The organism is Acidaminococcus sp. HCP3S3_H5 (genome assembly GCF_052122235.1).
GTDB lineage: Bacteria > Bacillota > Negativicutes > Acidaminococcales > Acidaminococcaceae > Acidaminococcus.
Map to the genome: position 1 here is coordinate 228,617 of NZ_JBQKCS010000002.1, position 23,974 is coordinate 252,590.

The 23,974-nt window shown below is 57.6% G+C and carries 21 protein-coding genes and 1 tRNA gene; 2 read left to right on the forward strand and 20 right to left on the reverse strand.

Features of this window, described 5'->3' with window-relative positions:
• Nucleotides 1-292: 292 nt before the first annotated feature.
• Together ACTQY5_RS03505 and ACTQY5_RS03510 are read right to left on the reverse strand one after the other, a co-directional pair.
• Nucleotides 293-1,699 (reverse strand): WG repeat-containing protein, encoded by a 1,407-nt coding sequence (locus ACTQY5_RS03505; RefSeq protein WP_441368822.1) that lies wholly within the window; start codon nt 1,697-1,699, stop codon nt 293-295.
• Between the two features lie 24 nt (nt 1,700-1,723).
• Nucleotides 1,724-2,650, reverse strand: coding sequence for a LysR family transcriptional regulator (locus tag ACTQY5_RS03510; RefSeq protein WP_308664554.1), 927 nt, complete (start codon nt 2,648-2,650; stop codon nt 1,724-1,726).
• A 135-nt stretch (nt 2,651-2,785) separates the two neighbouring features.
• Between ACTQY5_RS03510 and ACTQY5_RS03515 the strand changes: the two genes are divergently transcribed.
• Entirely contained in the window at nt 2,786-3,862 is a 1,077-nt protein-coding gene (locus ACTQY5_RS03515; protein WP_302573865.1) for an AbrB family transcriptional regulator, read from the forward strand.
• 295 nt (nt 3,863-4,157) lie between these two features.
• Here ACTQY5_RS03515 and ACTQY5_RS03520 read toward each other — a convergent pair whose 3' ends face one another.
• The 12 genes from ACTQY5_RS03520 to murQ form a co-directional block, all read right to left on the reverse strand.
• Complete coding sequence (locus tag ACTQY5_RS03520; protein WP_441368823.1) at nt 4,158-4,349, reverse strand: hypothetical protein; 192 nt, start codon at nt 4,347-4,349, stop codon at nt 4,158-4,160.
• A gap of 402 nt (nt 4,350-4,751) precedes the next feature.
• Nucleotides 4,752-4,827 (reverse strand) — tRNA-Ala (locus ACTQY5_RS03525).
• Nucleotides 4,828-4,970: 143 nt separating this feature from the next.
• Nucleotides 4,971-5,864 carry a CvfB family protein gene (locus ACTQY5_RS03530; RefSeq protein ID WP_022487944.1) on the reverse strand — a complete coding sequence of 298 codons (894 nt, stop codon included), beginning with the start codon at nt 5,862-5,864 and terminating at the stop codon, nt 4,971-4,973.
• Nucleotides 5,861-6,214, reverse strand: a complete 354-nt coding sequence (gene rsfS, locus ACTQY5_RS03535; protein ID WP_012937544.1) for a ribosome silencing factor — start codon at nt 6,212-6,214, stop codon at nt 5,861-5,863. Before rsfS ends, ACTQY5_RS03530 begins: the two co-directional genes overlap by 4 nt.
• A 61-nt stretch (nt 6,215-6,275) precedes the next feature.
• Nucleotides 6,276-7,253: an LCP family protein gene (locus tag ACTQY5_RS03540; protein WP_022487943.1), complete on the reverse strand. Its 978-nt coding sequence runs from the start codon at nt 7,251-7,253 to the stop codon at nt 6,276-6,278.
• 17 nt (nt 7,254-7,270) lie between these two features.
• Nucleotides 7,271-7,849 (reverse strand): bis(5'-nucleosyl)-tetraphosphatase (symmetrical) YqeK, encoded by a 579-nt coding sequence (gene yqeK / locus ACTQY5_RS03545; protein WP_022487942.1) that lies wholly within the window; start codon nt 7,847-7,849, stop codon nt 7,271-7,273.
• Nucleotides 7,850-7,885: 36 nt separating this feature from the next.
• Nucleotides 7,886-8,497 carry a nicotinate-nucleotide adenylyltransferase gene (gene nadD / locus ACTQY5_RS03550; protein ID WP_288310821.1) on the reverse strand — a complete coding sequence of 204 codons (612 nt, stop codon included), beginning with the start codon at nt 8,495-8,497 and terminating at the stop codon, nt 7,886-7,888.
• A gap of 114 nt (nt 8,498-8,611) precedes the next feature.
• Nucleotides 8,612-9,382 (reverse strand): histidinol-phosphatase HisJ family protein, encoded by a 771-nt coding sequence (locus ACTQY5_RS03555; protein ID WP_441368824.1) that lies wholly within the window; start codon nt 9,380-9,382, stop codon nt 8,612-8,614.
• 24 nt (nt 9,383-9,406) lie between these two features.
• Nucleotides 9,407-10,516: a redox-regulated ATPase YchF gene (gene ychF / locus ACTQY5_RS03560; protein WP_288310823.1), complete on the reverse strand. Its 1,110-nt coding sequence runs from the start codon at nt 10,514-10,516 to the stop codon at nt 9,407-9,409.
• Nucleotides 10,517-10,554: 38 nt separating this feature from the next.
• The gene (locus tag ACTQY5_RS03565; protein WP_288310824.1) at nt 10,555-11,616 is read right to left on the reverse strand and encodes a MupG family TIM beta-alpha barrel fold protein; all 1,062 of its coding nucleotides are present in this window, start codon (nt 11,614-11,616) and stop codon (nt 10,555-10,557) included.
• Between the two features lie 75 nt (nt 11,617-11,691).
• Complete coding sequence (locus ACTQY5_RS03570; protein WP_022487937.1) at nt 11,692-13,080, reverse strand: PTS transporter subunit EIIC; 1,389 nt, start codon at nt 13,078-13,080, stop codon at nt 11,692-11,694.
• Nucleotides 13,070-13,906, reverse strand: coding sequence for an N-acetylmuramic acid 6-phosphate etherase (gene murQ / locus ACTQY5_RS03575; protein ID WP_022487936.1), 837 nt, complete (start codon nt 13,904-13,906; stop codon nt 13,070-13,072). Before murQ ends, ACTQY5_RS03570 begins: the two co-directional genes overlap by 11 nt.
• A 109-nt stretch (nt 13,907-14,015) precedes the next feature.
• On the opposite strand from murQ, the gene nagA reads away from it, so the two are divergent.
• The gene (nagA, locus tag ACTQY5_RS03580; RefSeq protein WP_022487935.1) at nt 14,016-15,179 is read left to right on the forward strand and encodes an N-acetylglucosamine-6-phosphate deacetylase; all 1,164 of its coding nucleotides are present in this window, start codon (nt 14,016-14,018) and stop codon (nt 15,177-15,179) included.
• A 227-nt stretch (nt 15,180-15,406) separates the two neighbouring features.
• Here nagA and ACTQY5_RS03585 read toward each other — a convergent pair whose 3' ends face one another.
• The 6 genes from ACTQY5_RS03585 to ACTQY5_RS03610 all read right to left on the reverse strand — a co-directional run bounded on the left by ACTQY5_RS03585 (nt 15,407) and on the right by ACTQY5_RS03610 (nt 23,913).
• Nucleotides 15,407-16,576: a type III PLP-dependent enzyme gene (locus ACTQY5_RS03585; RefSeq protein ID WP_022487934.1), complete on the reverse strand. Its 1,170-nt coding sequence runs from the start codon at nt 16,574-16,576 to the stop codon at nt 15,407-15,409.
• Nucleotides 16,577-16,920: 344 nt separating this feature from the next.
• A complete protein-coding gene (serS, locus tag ACTQY5_RS03590; protein ID WP_022487933.1) occupies nt 16,921-18,201 on the reverse strand; it encodes a serine--tRNA ligase in 1,281 nt (426 codons plus the stop codon).
• A 78-nt stretch (nt 18,202-18,279) separates the two neighbouring features.
• Nucleotides 18,280-19,053, reverse strand: a complete 774-nt coding sequence (locus ACTQY5_RS03595; RefSeq protein ID WP_441368825.1) for an NAD-dependent protein deacylase — start codon at nt 19,051-19,053, stop codon at nt 18,280-18,282.
• Between the two features lie 14 nt (nt 19,054-19,067).
• Nucleotides 19,068-20,327, reverse strand: coding sequence for a hypothetical protein (locus tag ACTQY5_RS03600; protein WP_022487931.1), 1,260 nt, complete (start codon nt 20,325-20,327; stop codon nt 19,068-19,070).
• A gap of 359 nt (nt 20,328-20,686) precedes the next feature.
• A complete protein-coding gene (locus ACTQY5_RS03605) occupies nt 20,687-22,114 on the reverse strand; it encodes an FAD-binding oxidoreductase (protein ID WP_022487930.1) in 1,428 nt (475 codons plus the stop codon).
• A 359-nt stretch (nt 22,115-22,473) separates the two neighbouring features.
• The gene (locus tag ACTQY5_RS03610) at nt 22,474-23,913 is read right to left on the reverse strand and encodes a carbon starvation CstA family protein (protein ID WP_022487929.1); all 1,440 of its coding nucleotides are present in this window, start codon (nt 23,911-23,913) and stop codon (nt 22,474-22,476) included.
• Between the last annotated feature and the right edge of the window lie 61 nt (nt 23,914-23,974).

A 23,974-nucleotide genomic window follows, 5' to 3' on the forward strand; every position in this document is an offset into this window, starting at 1 on the left:
AGCCCCTACCTGCTGCAAAGCAGATAGGGGCGAATGGACGCGGTACCACCCTATGTTGGGTCTCATTCAGTTTAACGCACTGTGGACGGCAGGGACTACTGGTCTTTCCCCCCTGCGGCTCCCGGGTGAGAGGAATCCTCGAAGCTTACCGGCTCACACCCGCCGCCGGCTCTCTGGAAGTTTCTGCGATTCCGCTCCCGTTCATTACCTGTGTTTGTTTGAAATGGTATGGTTTACATTATGCCACTGTACTTCGTTTCTGTCAATAGCTTTTTGTAGCCGATTTGAAAAATCAGTCGAAAATTCCAGCCTTGTCATATTGCGGAGAGATTACGACCTTTGCATTTTCATCCACATAGCCCCATTTCTTCTTTTGGGTGTCCTTGTAGGCCGCCCGGTCCGCTGTCAGAGGCCCCAGTTCCCGGAGCTCGGACCGGAAAGGGGCCACCGGATTCCCGGTTTTGTCGATGATCCCGCCTTTTTCCTTTTCCACTGCTGTGGTCCGGTCCTGGAAGAAGTTCTGGACACTGTCGAACCGGTTGGGGACCACCACTTTGTTGGTCTCGTCGATGAACCCCCATTTTTTGTCCGACTGGAAGGCGGCCAGTCCCTCACTGAAGGGCAGCAGGGCATCGTAGGCTGCCGGGATCACCACCTGGCCTTTGGCATCCACCATACCCCAGTGGCCCTCGTCCCGGATGAGGGCCAGTTTCCCGTAGAAGGGGGACACAAAACTGTAGGTGGGGGAAATCACTTCCTGGCCTTGTTTGTTCACATAGCCCCGGTACATACTGGAGGGCATCACGGCTCCCGGAGAGATACCGATGCTGCCGCCCCAGCCGTGATGATGGTGATGATGGTGGTAGCCGTAATCTCCCCAATAGGGGCCCCAGCCCGGGCCCACGCCCCAGTAGGGACCGCCCCAGCCCCAGCCGTCTCCCCAGCCCCAGCCGATGGAGATGTAATCCAGGAAGCTGTGGCTGGCCCGGCGGACACCCACTTCCGCCAATCCATTGTCCTGGAAGTCCCCTACGAAGGAATAAGGCTTCAGTTTGGCGTATTTCTTTCCCTGGGTATCCATGAGCCAGCCTCCGTCCACCACGGCCACCCCCTGGTGAAAGTCCCCGGCCTTTTTCACGCTCATGCTGGGCAGCAGGCTCCCGTCCTTCCGGATATAGAACCACTGGCTGTCTTTTTTCACCGCGGCCAGCCCTTCGCTGAAGCTGCGGACTTCCTTGTACTGGGCGGGGATCACCAGTTTCCCGGTTTTGTCCGCAAAGCCCCATTTGCCCTGGGTTTTCACCGGGGCCAGCCCTTCCTGGAAGGCCCGGGCCTCTTCCCATTCCCCGGGAAGCCTGGCTCCCTGGAGGGTGTAGAAATTCCACTTCTTTTCCGTCACGCCGCCGATGATCCCTTCATTGATATCGGTGATCTTCTTCAGGGTGGGGGCCAGCAGCTGCTTTCCCTCCCGGTCATAAAGGCCGTATTTTCCCTTCAGCTGGACCAGGATCGCCGGATCCTCTTTCGGATCCCCCACTGCGATTTTTTTATAGACCAGGGGCAGGATTTCCTTCCCTGTCCGGTCGATCACGCCCTGCTTTCCGTCTTTCTCCACCACGGCCACATGGTCGGCGGCAAAAGCCGTCTGCCCCAAAGCCAGAGAAAGTCCAACCAGCAGAGCCATCTGTTTTCTGTTCATAGAAAACACCTCCGTTCGCTTGCCTTATTGTACCATAGAACGGGATTCTGTTACACTGGTCCGGATCAGGCCGCAGAGGGCTTCCATGGCCCGGGTCATGTAGGCCCCCTTCCGCCGGGCCAGGTACAGTGTCCGGTCCAGAGGATGGTCTTTCACCTGGAAAAACACCGACTGATCCGTCCGGGCCAGGGTGGGAAAAGCCAGCCGGGGGATCAGGGCAAACCCGTGGTTGGCCAGGGCCAGCCGATGGGCCAGTTCCACGCTGTCCGTTTCCAGGATGATCCGGGGCTGGATCTTCCCCTCCCGGAAGAACTGATCCGCCTTGTACCGGAGCCCCCGCCCCGGTTTCAGCAGGATAAAGGGCTGGTTCCGAAGCCGCCCCACATCCTCCAGCACATGGCCGGTACCCGGGGTCCAGGAAAACTGCCGGCTGAAGCCGGGAGGAGCCTCCAGATACACCGTATCCGTCAGCAGCCGGGTGTATTCCAACTCCGGGTCGTCAGGGAAATAGGTCAGGGCCAGGTCCAGTTTTCCCTGCCGGAGGAGGGGATTCAGCTGCCGGATCAGGGTTTCCGTCAATCGGAGTTCCACCTGGGGATACAGGGTGCGGAACTGCTCCAGGATCACCGGCAGCAGGGTCTCACTGGAGATCCGGGACAGCCCCAGACGGATCTGGCCGCTTTGGGAATCCCGCAGGTCATGGATCTCCCGGAGACCGTTCTGGTAGTTTTCCAGCATGGCCTGGGCCATCCGGGCATAGATTTCACCCGCCTGGGTCAGGTAGACTCCGCTGGCTTCCCGGACCAGGAGAGGCATCCCTGCTTCTTTTTCCACCGTTTTCACGATCCGGCTGAGGGCAGGCTGGGACAGGCCCAGCTGGGCGGCGGCAGCGGTAATGTTGCCGTTTTCGCAGACTTTCAGGAAATCCCGCAGGTATTTTTCATGGAACATGGCAGTCCCTCCTTTTGTTATATCATTTTTGCTATATCCCTATTATACTATTAAGATTTTACAGTATAGAGCCCATTGTCTATAATAAAAGTATCCTGCCGGACAGGCGCTCCGGCTTCCAAAGGAGATCTTTCCATGAAACAACGTTTTCCCGCCTTACTGGCATCCGCCCTGCTGGGCTTCCTGCTCCGGCAGCTGGCCATCCCCATTCCCTATTTGCTGGGAGGCATCATCACCGGTTTTGTTGTACGCACTTTTCTGGATAATTCCTTCCAATGGCCCCGGGCCTGGCGGGGGCTGATGCTGGGGGTAGCCGGCTACGGCATCGGCAGCAACTGCACCCCGGACACCTTCCTTAAAATGAGCCAGGAAACCCTGGGGATCCTGGGTGCCAGCCTGTTCACCCTGGGCGTTTCCGTGGCCGTGGCCATCCACATGCACCGGCACACCTTCGCCAACCTGCTCAGTTCCATTATGGGCTGCCTGCCGGGAGGACTGACAGCCATGACCGTGCTCATGGACGATTATGAGGAAGCAGACGAAAACGTGGTGGTAGTCTCCCAGTGCCTGCGGCTGTTCGTGGTGGAAGTCAGCGTGCCCTTCCTGGCCATCAACCTGTTCGGAGGCCAGATCACCCGGGCCGCCGGCGCCAGTCTGTGGGTCACCACCCTGGGTGATTTCCGGAGCCTGTTCCATCCGGGCTGGCTGCTGGTGTTCCCCCTGGTGTTCCTGGGCCGGTTCCTGGCCCAAAAGACCCATATGCCCACAGGGCAGCTGCTGGGACCCATTCTGATCACTTCCCTCTTTGCTCTGTGGCAGGGCAGTGTGCCCCGGGTCCCGGCTCCCGCCATGGCTTTTGCCCAGCTCCACATCGGCCTGTACATCGGCACCATGATGGACCGGGAAAAACTGCTGAAGACCCGGGAACTGATTCCCAACGTACTCCTGGGTTCCCTTTTGATGGTGGCTTCCAGCGTCGCCCTGTCCCTGTTCATGTCCCGGCTCTACGGTTTTTCCACCCTTACCGCCTTTCTGGCCCTGGCCCCCGGAGGCATTGCGGAAATGTGCCTTACCGGCCTGGAAATGCACCAGGATGTAGCTGTGATCCTTACCTACCAGCTGGTCCGGGTGCTCATGCTGGCCATGGGAGTGCCCTTTGTGATCCGGAGGTTCTTCAAGCCGGACAGCGGAAAAAAAGGGGCTGCTGCATAAGCAGCAGCCCCTTTTTGAGGTCACGGGCCGCGAGTCGTGAGTCGCGGCCCACTGGATAGAACCTGTCCTTCGGCCAGGTTCTTCTTATTGTGTATAATCGTAGGGGGCGCAGGCCCGGTGCCCCGCAAAATGCGCAGATAATCGATGATTTGGCGGGCAGCCCGGCGTGCAGCCCCTACGGTACCGATTTACACATCCAAAAATTTGCCTGCAAATTTTATCATTCGGCCATTGACGATTGACCATTGACGGGGATATTGCATACATATTTTTCACGTGCAATATTCCCCCTTTTTCACTGCCAGTTGATCAACAGCGCTATGGCCACGGTCACCATCTGGGTGGCCAGGAGCATCAGGAACAGGGGCACGAACCACTTCCACCACTTCTGGACCTTCACCCCGGCGATGCCGGCACACACCGGGGCCATGGCCGTAGGCCACAGGATGTTGGACAGCCCGTCCCCGTACTGGAAGCAGAGCTCCACTCTCTGCCCGGGAGAACCAGAAGGCGCTGTCGGAAGAACGGGATCCTGCCCTGCAGGATGTCCCCTTCCGGCAGCGCCTTTTTGCGTATCCCGGGGCCTGCCCAGGAAAGAAGGTATGGAGATGATAACCATCAACTTGAAACATTTTTAGAATGATATTTTTACTTTATTTTACATTTTTAAGAACGCTTTTATAACTATTTAAATCATTTTTTAGAACGACACTTGGAAGAGCATCCCCCCAAGAGAATTTTTATACCGCCTTCGATGAAGTAAAACGGAATAAAAAAGGGCTGTTGCATGAGCAACAGCCCTTCAACGTTCAGCTGTCAACGTTCAACGGCCCCAGATACAAAAAATACCCTTGCGGTATCACAACCGCAAGGGTACTGACTTTTCATTTGGTGGAGACAAGGAGGATCGAACTCCTGACCTCTTGCATGCCATGCAAGCGCTCTCCCAGCTGAGCTATGCCCCCAAACGACTTCTTAAGTATACCCCCAAAAGGGGTTCCTGTCAACAACTTTTTTCATGGTTTTGAAAAAAAACCGTTCAAAGCCTGTGCCAGCAGGCTTCCCTCGGCCATTGACAATTGACCATTGGCGGAAAGCGCAGCTTCCCTTACTTCACCAGACTGGTCCACCCGTTTTCCTGGGTGATCTTCCCTTCCTTCATCAGGCGCCCCAGGGCCCGTTTGAAAGCGGCTTTGGAAATGCCGAAGGCGTCTTTGATGATTTCCGGCGGGGTGGCATCGCTGTAGGGCATGGTGCCCTGGCGTTTTTCCAGGAGGGCCAGGATCCGTTCGCTGTCGGTGACCATGGCTTTTTCCTTCACTTCCCGGAGGGACATGTCCACCCGGCCGTCTTCCCGGACGAAGGTGACCCGTCCGGTGACCTTCTGACCGAAGTCCAGCCGTCCGTCAGGCACTTCGCTCCGGTGGATGAAGGCCAGATACCGCTGGGTGGTCAGCAGGAAGAACCCTTCCGGCAGGATGTTGTAGACGGTGCCGGTGAGTTCATCCCCCACCTTCACATCTTTGGCAGGCACGGAAGCCCGGACCATGTCCTCTTCCACCCGCATGGTCACCGCTTGCCGGCCGCTTTTGTCCCGGTAGAGCTTCACCCATACCAGCTGACCCGGAGACACATGGCCCCGCATTTCGCTGTAGGGCAGGAATACCCCCCGTTCGGCGCCGATGTCCACAAAGCCCCCCTGGCGGGTGACGGACAGGACCTTTACATAGCCCAGCTGGCCTTCCCGCATTTTGGGCAGCTTCATGCTGGCGGTCATCCGGCCCTTGGCGTCCAGGTACAGGTACACTTTCACCTTGTCTCCCACTTTCACCGGGCTGGTCTGCTGGTGCTGGTGGAGCAGGATGTCATCGGAGGTGCTGCCGGTGCCCGCATCCAGGAAAGCTCCCGCTTCCCCCACACGGGCCACGGTCATCTCGCACACATCCCCCACCCGATATCGGCCCACAGTCTTGACGGTTACCGGTCCACGCTCTTTTCTCATGCTTCCGTCTCCGTATAACTTTCGCTGGGAGCGTCCGCCCACAGCTGTTCCAGATTGTAGAAATTCCGCTGGGATTCCTGGAACACATGGGCCACACAGTCACCGTAGTCCAGCAGCACCCAGTTCCCTTCGCTGTACCCTTCCTTGTGGGCCGGCAGCTTCCCTTCCTGGGCCAGTTTGTCTTCGATACCGTCGGCAATAGCCCGCACCTGGGTGGTGCTGGGAGCCGAGCAGATCATGAAGTAGTCGGTTACGGAAGACAGTCCCTCCATGTTCAGCAACAGGATATCCCGTGCTTTTTTGTCCGCAGCCGCCGCTGCAATTTTGTTGGCCAGTTCTTTTCCGGTCATAGTATCATCCTTCCTTTCTCATAAAAACTCATATTTCTCGTTTCACAGAACGTTTGTGCACTCAGATGCTGGGGATCCGCCGGTGGGGGATCTTCAGTTCGTCCAGGGTGGCAGCAATCTTGGAGGGAGTGGTGACCCAGTAGCTGACGCCGCCGATGTCCCCGAAATCCCCCTTCAGGCTGGCGCTCTTCACGCCCCCTTCGCCGAAGATCCGCAGGCAGTTGGCCGCCTTCACCAGCTGGATGAAGGTCATGTCCGTTTTCACATACTCTGACGCCGTGCCGATGATCACGGGCAGCTTCACCATGTTCCCCACGGTGAAGGCCTGTTTGGCCAGGGCTTTCATGAATTTCTGCTGCCGTTCCACCCGGCCGATGTCCCCCATTTCGTCATGACGGAACCGGACGTATTCCCCGGCTTTTTCCCCGTTCAGATGCTGTTTTCCCTTCTTCAGGTGGATCTTCAGGTCTGCGTAGGGGTCTTCGTAATCCATGTCCTGTTCCACATCCAGGTCCACCCCGCCCAGCATATCCACCACTTTGATGAAGCCCTGCCAGTCCACCTGCATGTAGTGGTTCACCGGCACCTGGAGCAGATTGGCCACAGTCCGTTTGGCCAGATTCACGCCCCCGTAGGCGTAGGCCGCGTTGATCTTGTCATGGCCCCGCCGTCCGGGGATGGTCACCCGGGTATCCCGGGGCAGACTCAGGACGGAAACCTGGCTGTTTTCCGGGTCGAAGCTCACCAACAGCATGGCGTCCGTCCGTTTGGGCACGTCCTTGTCAAAGTCTTCGCTGTCCCCATCGTCCGTCCCCAGGAGCAGCACATTGATCCGGTTGGAGAACCCTTCCGTAGTCAGGGTATCCTTCTGGGTTTCGGCCACCTGAGCCCGGGGCCGGAAGAAACGGTTGTAGATCCGCATGCCTGCCGCAAAGCAGCTGGCCATGAGGAAAAGGATCATCACCAGGGAAAAGAAGGCCCGTCCTTTCCGCAGCCGTTTCTTGTACCGCCGGTTCCCTGTTTTCTTTTGGTCTGTCATCTTTTGTTCTGCTCCTGTTATTTCTGATTCTTTTTCTCTTTCAGGACAAGTTCATTGTACCCGGCCAGACAGTCGGGATGGATCAGCATCTCCTGGTCCAGGAGATATTCCATGGTATGTGCATAGGCCTTCCGCATACCGTTTTCCAGGCCTTTCTTCACTTCTTCCCGCATGGTGTCCACCCCGGGGAAATCCCGGTTGGGCTCCACCAGGTCCGCCAGGTAGATCACCATGGCCAGAGGACTCATATGGGCTGCCCCGGTGGTGTGGTACCGGATGCTGGACAGGATGTCCGGATCCGTGACCCCGAATTCATGTTGGGCGTAATAGACCCCCAGTTTGGCATGGATCAGGATGGGCTGGTTCTTTTCCACTTCATCCAGTTCAATGCCCAGTTCCGCCGCCCTGGCAATGAAATCCTTTTTGGGGACCTGCCGCCCGCTGTCATGGAGCAGGCCGGCAATGGCGGCTTTCTCTTCGTCCACTCCGTACAGCCGGGCCAGTTCAACGGCCGTCTGGCTGACGGCCAGGGTATGATGGAAGCGTTTGGCCGGCAGTTCTTTTTCCAGCCGTTCTTTCATTTCGTTCAATTCCATAGGTTTTCCCCTCCCAAGAAAAAAACAGAGAAGCCCCTACTGACGGTAGAGGTCTCTCTGTTCGATGTATTCCGCTACTGCCTTGGGGATCATGGTATCCACCGGTTCGCCTTTCCGGATCCGTTCCCGGATCGCTGTGGAAGAAATGTCCAGTTCCGGTGTATCCACCCAGACCAGATTCTTCAGTCCCTGCCGGGCCAGATCCTCGCTGACTTTCTCCTTCTGGGGAGCAAAGCCGGGCCGGGCCGCCGCCACAAAGGTGGCATAGGTCATGGCCTCCCGGATATGGTGCCAGGTGGGCAGCTGTTCTGCCGAATCCGCCCCGATGATGAAGTACAGATCGTAGAACCGGTGCCATTTCCGGTGGAGCTTCCGGAGGGTATCGCAGGTGTAGGATACGCCGCCCCGGTCCAGTTCCATGGAGGAAACCGTGTACCGGGGATTTTCCCCTGCCCCCAGGATGGTCATGGCCAGCCGGTCTGCAGAGGGAGAACAGTGCCAGCCCCGTTTGTGGGGCGGAATGTAGTCCGGGATGAACAGGATCCTGTCCAGTCCCAGTTTGTCCAGCATGGCACGGGCGATCATCAGATGTCCGTTGTGGATGGGATCGAAGGTCCCGCCCAGGATGCCCAGGCGCTGACGGCCCATGTTCTCCACTCTCCTTTGTGATGGTGATACCAGAGTATTATAACAGGGAAAAGAAACGAAAACAAGAATATAGCCGTGACAAATGTATGGAAAATGGGCCCAAAGGCCCATTTGTCAGCAGCGGATCCGCTTCCGTTCTTTGTAGTACACCAGGGTCAGGCCCGCTTCTTCGGCCATCTGTTTCCCCTTGGCGAAATCCCGGCCCACATGTTCCTTGTAATGGGCGTCACTGCCCAGGGTGGCGTATTTCCCTCCCAGTTCCCGGAACCGTTTGTACAGCTTCAGGAGGGGCGGGATCACGCTGTCATCCCCCAGCCGCCGGGTGTTGATCTCCAGGGCCTTGTCCTCTGCGATCAGCAGCCGGAACACCCGGTCCCACAGGTCCGGATGGTCTTCATAATACAGATTGGGATCCGGATAGGGCATGTACCGGCAGATATAGTCGATGTGCCCGTAGGAATCGAAATCCGGCTTCCTTTCCAGGCACCGGACGGAATTCTCCAGGTACCGGCGCACCGCCTGGTCCTTGGTAAGCCCTTCATAGGAGGTGGGTTCGTACATGTCCAGCCCGTCGAAACAGTGCATGGACCCCACCACTTCGTCAAAGGGATGGGCCTGGACCATTTTCCGGTCTTCCTCGATGGCCCGGGGCTGGAGCCCCACCTCGATGCCCAGGAGCACCTGGCTGCTGCGGTAAGGCCCGTCCTTTTTGAAATAGTCGTCGATGTCAAACAGGAACATCTCCGGATTGGTGGGATAGTACAGGTCCCAGTGTTCCGTCAGGATAATCCCGATTCCCTGAGCCCTGGCCGCTGCTGCAGCATCCTGGATGGTCTGTTCCGCATCGCAGGAATAATCTGCATGGGTATGGGTATCAAACAGCATGGGCACGCACCTCTTTTCCTGTTTTTACACGTTGAAACGGAATTCCACTACATCCCCGTCCTGCATGATGTAGTCCTTGCCTTCCAGACGCACCAGGCCCTTTTCCTTGGCCGCCTGTTTGGAGCCGCACTTCACCAGGTCGTCATAAGAGACGATTTCCGCCCGGATGAAGCCTTTTTCAAAGTCCGTATGGATCTTCCCGGCTGCCTGAGGCGCGGTGGAACCCTGGACGATGGTCCAGGCCCGGGATTCCATTTCCCCGGCGGTAAGGAAGGTCTGGAGCCCCAGCAGCTTGAACCCGGCTTTGATGAGACGGTCCAGGCCGGCTTCGGAAAGGCCTTCCATTTCCAGGTATTCCTTGGCTTCGTCTTCCGGCAGTTCGGCAATCTCTTCTTCCACTTTGGCGGAGATCACGATCACCTGGGCGTTTTCTTTGGCGGCATAGTTTTCCAGGGCCTTCACATAGGGATTCCCGGACCAGTCCGCCGCTTCTTCTTCCGCCACATTGGCCACATAGAGGATGGGTTTGGAGGTCAGGAGATCCAGTTCCTTCAGGCCGGCTTTTTCATCGTCGGTCATTTCCACCCGGCGCACCGGGATCCCTTCTCCCAGGGCATCGGAAATCCGCTGGAGCAGGTCAGCCCGGGCGGCAGCCTTCTTGTCCCCGGCCTTGATCAGCTTCTGGGCCTTCACCAGCTGCTTTTCCACGCTTTCCAGATCCGCCAGGCACAGTTCCGTGTTGATGATTTCCACGTCCCGGACCGGATCGATGGATCCTTCCACATGGGTGATGTTCCCATCTTCAAAGCACCGGACCACTTCGGCGATGGCATCGGTCTGACGGATGTGGGACAGGAACTTGTTCCCCAGGCCTTCCCCTTTGGAAGCCCCTTTCACCAGGCCGGCAATGTCCACGAACTTCATCCCCGCCGGTACGATCTTTTTGGAATGGAACATGTCCGCCAGCACTTTCAGCCGGGCATCGGGCACGTCCACCACGCCCACGTTGGGCTCTATGGTACAGAAAGGATAGTTGGCCGCTTCGGCCCCTGCCTTGGTGATGGCGTTGAACAGGGTGCTTTTGCCCACGTTGGGCAGGCCCACGATTCCCATTTCCAGATTGGTAGAACTCATATTGTATCTCTCCTTCATGCAGACTATTGTTTATTATATCATATTCCGGTGTCCATCTTCACCACCCGGAACCGGAACTTTTTCCCTCCGGGCAGATACTTCAGCAGGAACCGTTCCTCTTCCGGGATCCTTCCCAGCACATCCACCCGCCGGTCCGCCGGCAGTTCCGTGAGACAGATCTCCAGTTCCCCGGCATACCGGCCGTAAAGAGGATTGTCCAGCGTCACATCCCCGGCATGGCAGCGGCGGAAAGGCAGTTTGGGAATTTCCACCCCTTTCCACAGGGCCCGGCTGTTTACCGTGCGGATCACTTCTTCCGCCTCGTCCGGACGGGTTTCATACACATGGTGTGCCAGTACCGGGTACAGGGGCCTGTCCTCCCACACCTGGAGGGTCAGTTCCAGCACCTCACCGGATACCCGGGCCAGATCTTCCAGTTCCTGCCGGTCCGGACCGTCGTCCCCGATGTATACAGCGTCCAGGCCCAGGGCCGCCAGCTGCCGGGCTCCCTGGGATACGGTCCGGTGCCGGTCCTGTTCCAGGGTGGGGAGCCCTTCCCGAAGGGGCCCCCGCCGTCCCTTCCGGCTGGCCACAAAGGCCCCTACCGGAATTCCCAGCCGGTGGAACAGGTCATTCTGCCGGCGCAGGTAGCCTTCGGAAAGGCCGGTGTGGGGATGGGGATAGAAATTGTGGAGGGCTTCCATCCGGGACAGGTCCACCCCCTGGCGTTCCAGTGCTTCCAGCAGGTCTTCTCCCACCGCAGAAGCATTGAGCACCAGTTTCCGGTCCGGATACCGGTCCTGGAGGGCCTTCATGGCTTCCGGAGTGTATCCGTCATCCAGCCGCAGGGAAGTCAGCGTTTCCGGTACCGGGCGCCCGGGCACCAGATCCCCTACGGTTTCCATGGACAGTTCCCGGGCCCGGGCCAAAAGCGGTGCCACTTCCCGTTCAAAGGCCTCCGGATCTGTTTCCGGGATGTGGAAGGAAAGGAACAGACGGGTGATCCCCAGTGCCGCAGCCTCTTCCAGCCGCCGGAGACAGTCTTCCAAAGGCCGTCCCAGGCCGGGGTACAGGGAAATCCCTTTTGCCAATTTCGTCATACTCGAACGCCTCCTTGAGGGAATCATTCAGTGGTTAAGTGGTTAAGTGATTAGGTGGTTAAGTGTTTTTTCTCTTCACTCTGCACTTTTCTCTTCAAACCCCAGCACCCAGGTGGCCGCGAAACCGGCTGCGTAGGAAACCAGGAGCCCCAGCAGGTACACGGGCACGTTGGTGGTGCTGGGAGCCAGAGGAAGACCGGAAATCCCCAGGGCCGCCGCCCCCACCTGGAAGGCCGCCTGGACGGCGCCTCCGCAGGCACCCCCGATGCAGGCTCCGATGAAAGGCCGTCCCAGGGGCAGGGTGACCCCGTAGATCAGCGGTTCCCCCACGCCCAGGAAACCCACTGGCAGGGCGGAGGCCACCACTTTCCGGATCCGGGGATCCCGGGTCCTGGCATATACTGCCAGAGCGGCTCCCACCTGTCCTCCGCCGGCCATGGCCAGGATGGGCAGCAGGATGGTGTACCCGTACTGGGCGATCAACTGGGCATGGATGGGGGTCAGTCCCTGATGGACTCCCAGCATCACCAGGGGCAGGAACAGGCCCCCCAGCACAAAGCCGGTAAAGGCTCCGCCCCGGCTCACTGCTTCCGTGGCGGCATAGCCGATGCCTTCCGCCGCCCAGCCTCCCAAAGGCTGGAACACAAACAGGGTGGCAAAAGCCATGATCCCCAGTACCAGGAAGGGAGTCAGGAACAGGTCCAGGGCTTCCGGCACCAGTTTGCGGATCCGTTTTTCCAACAGGGCTCCCAGGGCCGCTGCCAGCAGCACCGCCACCACGCCTCCCCGGCCAGGGATGAGGGCCTGGCCGTACAGGGTGATCCCGGCAAGGCCCGGATGGCTGATGAGAGCCCCCAGGACTCCGCCCAGCACCGGAGACCCGCCGAACTCTTTGGCGGCGTTCCAGCCCACGAACAGGTTCATGGCCCAGAACACAGCATTCCCGGCCAGTCCCAGGATTTGGAAAAAAGCATGACCGGCCAGCTGGGGATCCAGCCGACGGACGATGTTCAGGATCCCGGTCAAAAGACCGCAGCCGATGAACCCGGGGATGAGAGGCACAAAGATTCCGGCGATCCGTTTCAGAAACAATTTCCCGGGGGTGGCGTTCCGGGCCCGGATGGCCTCATGGAGTTCTTTTCCGTCCCCCACTTTTCCGGTGAAATCTCCCAGAACCGGCTGCTCTGTTTCCTTCTTTTCCCCTGGAAGATCCGGTGCTTCCTGGAGCAGAGCCTGGAAAGCATCGGTGACTTGGGCAGCCTTTCCCGGCCCCAGGATGATCTGGAGTTCCGGTCCCGCCTCATTGATCCCCATGACCCCCGGCAGTTTTTCCAGGGCCTGCCGGTCCACTGCCCGGTCCGCCAGCTGGAGCCGGAGCCGGGTCATGCAGTGGCTGGCCTGGAGCACGTTGTCCCGGGGCCCCACCAGGTCCAGGATGGCCCGGGCCAGGTCCTTATTTTCCATGGGCCGCCTCCCATTCCTCCACGGCCTTCCGGGCACTGCCCCGGTTCCGGGCCAGGCTCAGCCGGGCTTCTTCCCGGGAACAGCCGGTGACGGTGCAGACAATATGCAGGGCCCGTTCCAGGAGTTTTTCGTTGGTGGCCTTCACGTCGATCATCAGGTTCCCCCGGACCTTTCCCAGCTTCACCATGGCTCCGGTGGTGATCATATTCAGCACCATTTTGGTGGCGGTGCCCGCCTTCATCCGGGTGGATCCGGTGATCACTTCCGGCCCCGGCAGCACCGTAAGGCACAGATCCGCCAGTTTGGCCATGGGGGACTGGCGGCTGCAGCAGAGCCCCAGTACCGCGCAGCCCCGTTCCCGGGCTTCCTTCATGCCCCCCAGCACATAGGGAGTCCGGCCGGAGGCACTGATGCCCATCACCACATCCAGGGGAGTCAGTTCCTTGTTCCAGATATCGTCCCGGCCCTGTTCCTCGCTGTCTTCCGCCCCTTCCTTGGCCCGGAAGATGGCTTCATAGCCTCCGGCGATGAGCCCCTGGATCTGTTCCGGGTCGGTGCTGTAGGTAGGGGGGCACTCCACCGCATCCAGGATCCCCAGCCGTCCGGAGGTGCCGCTGCCCATGTAGAACAGCCGGCCGCCCCGGCCCAGCCGGTCCGCCACCAGGTCCACGGCCAGGGCAATGGCCGGCAGGATCTTTTCCACTGCATCGGCCACCTTGTGGTCCTCCCGGTTGATGATTTCCACCAGTTCCTGGGTGGATACCTTGTCAATGGCAACGGAAGCGGGATTCCGCTGTTCCGTAGAAAGCTTGTCCAGATCGATCATTGAAAAAAACCTCCAGCCTTTTGCTATGCTATAATAAAGAGTGTTTTGTCGATAGGTACCCCATGGAGAGGATCCCTTCCCCATGGTCAGCAGAAAAAGGAGATCCACCATGAAAGCAATCATCAACGGCAGACTTATTTTACCACAAGAAATCCGGGAGGGACAGGCGCTCCTGTTCGGGGAGACCCTGGAGGGATTCTGTGAGCCGGACCGGCTACCGGCCGGCACGGAGATCATCGATGCCCAGGGAGCCTATGTATCCCCCGGGTTCCTTAATCTCCACATCCACGGCTGCGGAGGAAAAGATGCCATGGACGGCACCCGGGAGGCCCTTGGAACCATGAGCCGGCTGCTGCCATCCACCGGGGTCACCGGCTGGCTGCCCACCACCATGACGTCCAGCGGAGACGCCATCACCCGGGCTCTTTCCGCCATCCGGGAAGCCCGGGGCAGAGCAACCGGGGCGGAGATCCTGGGGGCCAACCTGGAAGGACCCTTCATCAGCGAAAGATATAAGGGAGCCCAGAAGGCCTGCCACATCCAGAAAGCCCACTGGGATCTGGTGGAACCCTTCACCGGTCTGATCCGGATCCTGACCCTGGCTCCGGAGACCCTTACGGACATGGATTTCATTCCCCGGTGCTGCCGGGCGGGGATCATCGTATCCCTGGGCCACAGCGACGCCACCTATGAGGAGGCAGCCCGGGCCATATCTGCAGGGGCCAGCCACATCACCCACCTGTACAATGCCATGAGTCCTCTCCATCACCGTAAGCCCGGCCTGGTGGGGGCAGCCCTGACTCTGCCGGTGACCTGCGAACTGATTGCCGACGGGGTCCACATCCACCCGGCGGCCCTGGAGCTGGCGGTGCGGACCAAGGGCCTCAGCCGGATAGTGCTGATCACTGATTCCATGCGGGCCTGTCTCCTGGGAGAAGGGAAAAGCGAACTGGGGGGCCAGACCGTGTACGTAAAGGACGGCCGGGCCACCCTGGAAGACGGCACCCTGGCCGGCAGCATCCTGACCATGGAACAGGCAGTCCGGAACATCTGGAAATGGGCCCACCTGACCCTGCCCCAGGCCGTCCAGTTGGCCACCGCCAACCCGGCCCGGGAACTGGACCTCACCGACCGGGGCACCCTGGAACCAGGAAAACGGGCGGACATCACCATGTTTGACGAAGATTTCCGGATTTTGCGGACATACGTAAAGGGGTGCTGCGCATTTCGCGCAGCACCCCTGGCCGCGGGTCGCCAGTCACGGGCCAAATGAAAAATTTCCAGGCAAATTTTTGAACGGGTAAACCGGTACCGTAGGGGCTGCACGCCGGGCAGCCCGCCAAATCATCGATTATCTGCGCATTTTGCGGGGCGCCGGGCCTGCGCCCCCTACGGTTATACACAATAAGAAGGACAGGTTCTATCCAGTGGCCTGAGACTCGAGACCCATAGCTCGAGACCCCAAAAAGGGGCTGTTGCTCACGCAACAGCCCCTTTTTCTTACACCGCCACACTCATGGCGTCCATGCCCAGTTCTTCCCGCACTTCCTCCCAGATCACCGTCCGGGCCTTTTTAAACCCGTTGAAGGTGGTGGCGGAAGCGGAGGTGTAGGCCCCGCAGACAGGGACCAGCAGCAGGTCCCCCACTTCCAGAGGCTCGGTCATCTTCCCCCGGAACATAATGTCCAGGGAATCGCAGCTGGGCCCGGCGAAAGTGGCCGGGATCTTTTTCCCTTCCTTGAAGCTGATCAGCTTGAAATCCCACTGGTCGAAGATCACCCCGGAGAAAGTCCCGTAGATCCCGTCATCCAGGAAATACCAGTGCTGGCCGTTCCGTTCATTTTCCCCGATTACCCGGGTGATCAGGTTCACGGCGGTGCCGCACATGTACCGGCCCGGTTCTGCCCAGATCTCCAGGTCGGAGAAGTCTTCCTGGAGCCGGGCAGACACCTGGTCCAGGAGAGCCGTCAGATTGTAATGGACTCCGGTTTCCGGAATGGGGAATCCCCCGCCGATGTCCAGTACCCGCATGGTCAGTCCCTTGGCCCGGGCTTCGGCCATCAGTTCCTTGGTAATGTCCATGGCGTGGAAATAGGGATCCGCCGCCACCGTCTGGCTGCCTACATGGAAGGCAATGCCGGCCACATCCAGTCCGGCCTCTTTGGCCTTCAGCATCAGATCCAGGGCTTTTTCCCGGGGGCAGCCAAACTTCTTGTTCAGGTCCACATGGGCCTTGGCATTGTCGATCCGCAGCCGCAGCAGCACCGTGGCACCCGGGCAGTGTTCCGCGATCTTTTTGATCTCGCTTTCGCTGTCATAGGTCATCCGGTACACCCCGGCATCCCGGCAGGCCTGGAACCCGGCATCCAGCTTGATGGGGTTGGCGTAGATCATCCGGTCCCCGGAAACGCCCAGCTGGCTCAGGGTACGGATTTCTCCGTCGCTGGCCACGTCGAAGCAGGCTCCCTTGTTGATCAGCAGATCCAGGATATGGAGGTCCGGATTGGCTTTCATGGCATAATGTATTTTCAATTGCGGGATATGCTCCCGCAGGATATCATAGTTTTTCTCAACCTGTTCCAGAGACAGCACCAGAAGAGGAGTTCCATACCTTTCAGCCAGGCTGGTGACAGCATCTTGGGTCAATTGGAAAAAGCTTTGTTCGTTCATTATCCATCCCCCTTTGGGCCTGCAGCTGCGTTCCGGCTTTTGCCGGGACAGACGCGGCCTTCCTTAAATTCGTAGTTCATTATACTACGATGAACTGAAAGTGCAAGAGGAAAATAAAGGAAAATCGAGGAGATGGAAGGAGTTTTAAGGAGTTTAAAGAAAAATATTCACCAATCACTTTTGTTCAGCATAACAATGAATAATTCTGTTTTGCTCAATTTGGGACGAATCAGGGAGTATGAGCCCGTATGAGCCCGTCCGGCCTATTGTGAAACAAAAGAAACACCCGCCGGAAAAGGCGGGCGTTGGATAAATATTCAATTGTAGTGAATATCTGCACACTATCAGGAATTGACTCCCGTAATCACATCGCAGCCCATGTAGGGACGGAGCACTTCCGGCACCACCACGGACCCATCGGCCTGCTGGTAGTTTTCCAGGATGGCGGCCACCGTACGGCCTACAGCCAGTCCGGAGCCGTTGAGGGTATGGACGTATTCCGGTTTGGACTTGGCATCCCGGCGGAACCGGATATTGGCCCGGCGGGCCTGGAAGTCTTCCGTGTTGGAGCAGGAAGAGATTTCCCGGTATTTGTTCTGTTCCGGGAACCAGACTTCCACATCGTAGCATTTGGCAGCGGAGAAGCCCAGATCCCCGGTGCACAGGCACACCACATGGTAAGGCAGCTTCAGGGCCTTCAGGATGTCTTCTGCATTGCCCACCAGTTTTTCCAGTTCGTCATAGCTGGTTTCCGGTTTGCAGAACTTCACCATTTCCACCTTGTGGAACTGGTGCTGCCGGATCAGCCCCCGGGTATCCCGGCCGGCACTGCCGGCTTCTGCCCGGAAGCAGGGGGTCATGGCGGTAAGATAGATGGGCAGGTCGTCCCCGTTCAGGATCTCACCCCGGTAGTAGTTGGTCAGCGGCACTTCAGCCGTGGGGATCAGGTACATGTCCTGTCCTTCCACCTTGTACATGTCTTCGTGGAATTTGGGCAGTTGCCCGGTGCCGGTCATGGAAGCGGTGTTCACAATATAGGGAGGGATCACTTCCGTATAGCCGTCCTTCCGGGTGTGCTGGTCCAGCATGAAGTTGTAGACGGCACGTTCCAGACGGGCACCAGCCCCTTTGTAGTAGTAGAACCGGGCACCGGACACTTTGGCAGCCCGTTCCGCATCCAGGATCCCCAGTTTTTCCCCGATTTCCCAATGGGCTTTCGGTTCGAAGTCAAAATAGGTGGGTTCCCCCCATTTCCGTACTTCCGGGTTTTCCGTATCATCCTTGCCCACCGGCACATCTGCCGCCGGCATGTTGGGGATGGTGAGCATCACAGCCTGGAGCCGTGCTTCCACATCCTTCACCTTTTTGTCCGCTTCCGCGATTTTGTCCCCCAGGGCCCGCATGGCGGTGATTTTTTCCGTTGCGTCCTCCCCGTTCCGCTTCATCTGGCTGATTTCAGCGCTTACCGTATTCCGCTGGCTTTTGTCTCCTTCCACTTCCTGGAGCAGGGACCGGCGTTCCTGGTCCAAAGCCTTGAATTCTTCCAGATCCACTTTCGCATGACGGTTTTTCAGAGCCTGGGCAACCTTTTCCGTGTTGTCCCGGACAAATTTCAGATCCAACATAACTATAACCCCCAAAAATTCTATGCAATACTTCTGTCATTATAGCACAAAAGCCCCAGAAAAAGCATCCTTTCCTGCCTACAGGGCAATTCCTTCTTTGGCCGCCAGGGCCCCGAACACCTTGTCCATGTTTTCCGTGATCACCAGGGTGTCCGCCTTCATATGGACGGACAGGGGATCCCGGTTCAGGATCACCAGCCGTTTCCCATGGAAATAGTTGATGAAGGAGGCGGCCGGGTACACGGTCAGGGAGGTGCCGGCGATGATCATCATGTCTGCTTCCGAAATGGCCCGTACAGCATTTTCCACCGCTTCATCCGGGAGCATCTCTTCATACAGGGTAATGTCCGGACGGATCACGCCCCCGCAGGAGCAGTGGGGCACCGGTTCTTTGGATTCGAAGATGTAGTCCGCAGGATAGGTCTTCCCGCAGCTCATGCAGTAGTTCCGCAGGGCACTGCCGTGGATTTCGAACACCTTCCGGCTGCCGGCCTTCTGGTGGAGCCCGTCGATGTTCTGGGTGACGATGCCCAGCAGCTTCCCGGTCTTTTCCAGGGCCGCCAGACATTTGTGGGCCTTGTTGGGCTGGATCTTCCGGGTATCCATTTTCTGCCGGTGGAATTCAAAATAGACTTTCGGTTCATTCACCAGGCAGCTGTGGCTGAGAAGGTATTCCGGCCGGTACTGGTCGAACCGCACATCGTGCTGGTTGTACAGTCCATCCTTGCTGCGGAAATCCGGGATGCCGCTGGCGGTGGAAACCCCGGCCCCTCCAAAGAACACGATTTTCTGAGATTCCCGGATCCATTGATCCAGGGTGTCCACATCCTGCTCAAATTCTTTCTGTTCCATGGCTGTCAGCTCCTTTATTCTCCTCCATATTTGGGTTTCGGTGCCGGGACCTTTTTACCCGCCCGGGCAGGGGGCTCCGGATCCTTCCACTGGAGGCTGTTTACCGAATGGTCGATGACCTTCTGCTGGTCCCGGGCTCCCAGCTGGAAATAATCCAGGGAAAGAAGGGTGCCCTTCCGGAGGAACACGTATCCCAGGCTTTTGCCTCCCGGGGTCACTTCTTCCTCCACAATACAGGTCCGCCCTGCCGCTTTGGAGAAATAGGTCCGGTTTTCCTTCAGGGACAGGCCCGGGTGGCTCTTCTCCCACTTGGCCCGGCGGTTCTCCGTCATAAGCCGGCAGAGATTTTCCCGGTCCTGGTCACACAGATTTTCCAGGCTGTCCGGCAGGAAAGCATAGTCCATGTTTTCCTGGAGAGACTGGAAGATCACCCCGGTGACCAGCTGGTTGTCCAGATGGAGCCGGGACAGCTGGTGGAGATCCCCGGGATCCGCTGCCTTCTGGATGTCCACGCTCCCAAAGGGGATTTCGTAGGAAACCCCGCTGTGGGGCAGGGTGATCCGTTCATAGGCCCCGCCGATTTCCAGCGAATCCAGCACCTGCCGGACGGCCGGTTCCAGGGTCCCGGCCTCTTTTTCAGGAACCAGGAAGCTGAGGCTGTACAGATTCTTCCGGTCCCCGAAAAAGTACCGGTCCGACACCTTCCCGTTTTCCAGCTGCCGGATGTGGAGCCCCTCCCGGCCGGCAAATTCGCCCATTTCCGCAGCCTGGACCGGGATGTCCTTGGCTTTGGCCTCTTCTTCATAGGTCCGCAGGGTCAGTTCCAGCATGATCTTTTCCGACTGGAAAGGTTTGGCTTCCTTCTCACCGTCGGTTTTCATCATGGCCCCGTTGGCCATGTACACCAGCATCGTATCTCCCCGGGAAGCCCGCATCAGGATGTCTTCCTGGTGTTTGCCCCGGCCGTAAAGGCCCTGGAGGGCAAAGCCCTCCGGCAGGGAAAACTGTACATCGTTCCGGGGATCCTTGAATTCCTCCCGTGCCTTTTCCCGGGTGCCGTATCTGGCCAGCAGTTCCGCCTTCAGATCCTTCTGCCGGGAAATACCGGACTCCGCCAGAGGCTGACTGGTTTCCAGATGGCCTCCGGCCCCCTCCGCGGGTTCCTGGGCGGCCGCTCCTTGTTCAGTTGTGTTTCCGCCGGCGGCCCAGGCGGCCGGCAGCAGGCTTCCCCACAGCACCAGCGCCAGGAGCAGCCCCTTCATGGATGGTTTCATATGGACTCCTGTAGGCCCAAGGCCCCTTCTGTTGGATGGATCGTTACAGTTCTTATTATAATCCATACGGGGAAAGGAAAAAAGGGGCTGTTGCATGAGCAACAGCCCCTTAGTCGGAAGTCAGGCGTCTGAAGTCGGAAGCCTCAGGACAGGATCCGCCTGGCTAGACGGATCCTTTTGATTACGTACAACCAGAATCGAAATCAATCTGAGCAATCATTTCGTCTAAAGGTTCTACACATTCAAAAATTTGCATGCAAATTTAACATTCGGCTCCAGACTTCAGACTCCAGACTTGAGCCGCTATGCGGCTCTACAGCTAGGGGGTGTTACACGCAACGTGCAACACCCCCTTTTTTTTACGCCACAAAATCTCCGTTCACATCCACCAGTTTCCCGGGATTCATGATATTGTTGGGATCCAGGGCTTGTTTGATGGCTTTGATCAGTTTTACTTCCCCTTCAGGGGTGCAGCGGGCAAATTCTTCCAGCTTCTTGTAGCCGATGCCGTGTTCCCCGCTCATTTTCCCGCCCAGGGCATAGACCCGGGGGAACAGGTCTGCATGGAAAGCTTTGATGGTCTTGAACCAGTCTTCCGGAGACAGGCCGTATTTGTTCAGAGGCAGTACATGGATGTTCCCGTCCCCGATATGGGCCACGGTCACGGTGTACAGGTTGTATTTCTTTTCCAGTTCAGGGATCTGGGCGGTCATGTCCGCGATTTTGTCCAGAGGTACCACGAAGTCTTCGGTCTGGAACATTTTGTCAATGTCCCGGGCGGCTTCAGCAAACTGTTTCCGCAGGGTCCAGATCCGCTGATCCGCTTCGAATTCATCGATGGAGCCATTGGCTTCCGCCAGGTCGCAGAGTTTTTCCATTTTCCGGTCAGATTCATCCTGGTCGAAGCTTTCCACCGTAACGATCACGTAGCAGCACCCTTCCTTCACATGGGGCATTTCCATGTTGTCCAGGTATTTGCAGGTCATGTCGATGGCGGAGTTGCCCATATATTCAATGGAAGTGGGGTCGATGCCGGCCTTCAGGATCTTGTTGGGCAGGGCAAAGGCTTCCTTGTCCGTATTGAACACGCAGACCATGTTGAAGGAATAGGGAGGCAGAGGACGAAGCTTTACGGTGACTTCCGTGATGATCCCCAGGGTCCCTTCACTGCCGGCAAAAAGCTGTTCCAGACACAGGCCGGTGGAGCATTTCTTCAGCCGGGCGCCCACATCCACAATATCCCCGGTGGGAGTGACCACTTTCAGGGCATAGATCTGATCCCGGGTGGTGCCGTACCGGACGGCCCGGTTGCCCCCGGCGTTGTTGGCCACGTTGCCGCCGATCTGGCAGGATTCCGCACTGGACGGATCCCCGGCGTACATGACACCGGCCTTCTTGGCTTCTGCCTGGAGCTGACCGGTGAATACCCCGGTCTGACAAACGGCATAAAAATTGTCCGCATCCAGTTTCAGGATCTTGTTCATCCGCTGGAGTTCCACCACCATGCCATGATAGATGGGGATGGCGCCGCAGGCCACACCGGTGCCGGCGGACCGGGGGGTGATGGGTACCAGATACTTGTTGGCCAGTTTCACCACTTCTGCCACTTCTTCGGTGGTGCCGGGGAATACCACCACTTCCGGCTTCTTGAAGAAATGGGGGTTCCCTTCTTCATCGGTCTGGTACTGTTCCAGATACTCTTCATCGGTCTTTACATACCGGTCCCCTACCACTTTTTTCAGTTCTTCCACCAGTTCCGGCGTAACCGGGTTATACTTGTGTTCCATTATTATGCCCTCTTCCCTGTATATTGTAATCTATACGTTTTTTCGTCTTTCTCTCACTGACGATGATGTTTCCTAGTATACCATATCCTGTATACAAGTAAAGGGCTTTTTTCTTTTCTTTATGTTATATATACATATCTTTTATTCAATTTATGCATCTTCTGCTGAAAAGTGTAATGTTTTTTATAGAGAAATGGGATTTCAGCGCATATTCATCATATGAATTATTTTTATTTACATTTTTTCATTCCTTGCCTCCCTCACATCCGTTCTGCCTCCGGAGACAGTCTGGAAGCAAAAGAAAACCCGGGAGACAAGCTCCCGGGTTTTCCTGAAGGGAATCGATTTTTTACAAGGGATCAGCCTTGGACAGGTTTGTCTGCAATATCCAGTTCCCCACTGTCCACTTTCTTGGCCCGTTTCCAGAACAGGCAGAAGGCAACGATGGCGAACACAACGCCTACAGGGTAGGCAATGGAAGTGCTCAGCTGCAGCCCTTCCTTGGCAACCAGGATGTAGGTGCAGGATACGGCGCTCATGAAGGTAGCAGGGATAATAGCGATCCAGGCATTGCCCTTGTTGGCGTACAGGTACATGGCACCGGACCACAGTACCAGCATGGCCAGGGTCTGGTTGGTCCAGGAGAAGTATCTCCACAGGATGGTTACGTCTACCTGGGTCAGGATGCCGCCTACAGCGATGATGGGCAAAGCCAGTTTCAGACGGGAAGCCAGGGTGTGCTGGTCAATCTTGAACCAGTCAACAATGGTGTACCGGGCGGAACGGAAGGCCGTATCAGCGGAGGATACAGGGCAGGCAATAACACCGATCATGGCGATGACGGTGCCCAGATAGCCCATCAGGCCGGAGCAGATGTCATATACAACGCCGCCGGCGCCATGGTATTTCACGAAAGCGTCGCTCAGGCCTGCAGTGTTGCCATAGAAGGAAACACCGGCAGCAGCCCAGATTAGAGCAATGATCCCTTCGCAGACCATGGCTCCGTAGAAGATCTTGTGGCAGTCACGTTCACTCTTGATGCAGCGGGCCATAATAGGAGACTGGGTGGAATGGAAACCAGAGATGGCGCCGCAGGCCACGGTGATGAACATGATCGGCCAGATCGGGGTTCCTTTCGGATGCATGTTGGTGAGGGTGATTTCAGGAACATGGTACCCTTCAGCAAAGAGCATGGTCCCAACGCCCACAGCCATGAAGATCAGGCAGAATCCGAAGAACGGATACAGTTTCCCGATCAGTTTATCCACCGGCAGGAAGGTAGCACAGAAATAATAGATCAGTAAGATAACCAGCCAGAAGTTGTAGCTGAGCGGGGTAATCTTGGTCAGCAGGCCGGCAGGGCCAGTAGTGAAGGCAACGCCTACCAGGATCAGCAGCACAACGGAGAACCCACGCATAATGTGTCTCATGGTCGTGCCCAGATATTTGCCGCACAGTTCGGAAATAGAGGCCCCATCGTTCCGTTCGGACAGTACGCCGGAGATGAAGTCATGGACACCGCCGGCAAACACCGTGCCGAAAGTGATCCAAAGGAATACAGCCGGGCCCCACATGGCCCCAGCCAGAGCACCGAAAATAGGACCCAGGCCGGCAATGTTCAGCAGCTGAATCAGGAAAACCCGCCAGTTTTCCATAGGTACGTAGTCAACGCCATCTTCCAGACGATAGGCAGGAGTCTTTCTGTCATCGATAGGAGGACGGAAGCAGCTTTCTACGTATCCGCCATAGATGAAATAACCACCAATTAAAATAGCAAGACACACAAAGAAGCTAATCATTGAATAAAACCCCCTTCTGCGAACCCCTTCAATTCGCAAGTTTTACTGTCGAGTTCATTAT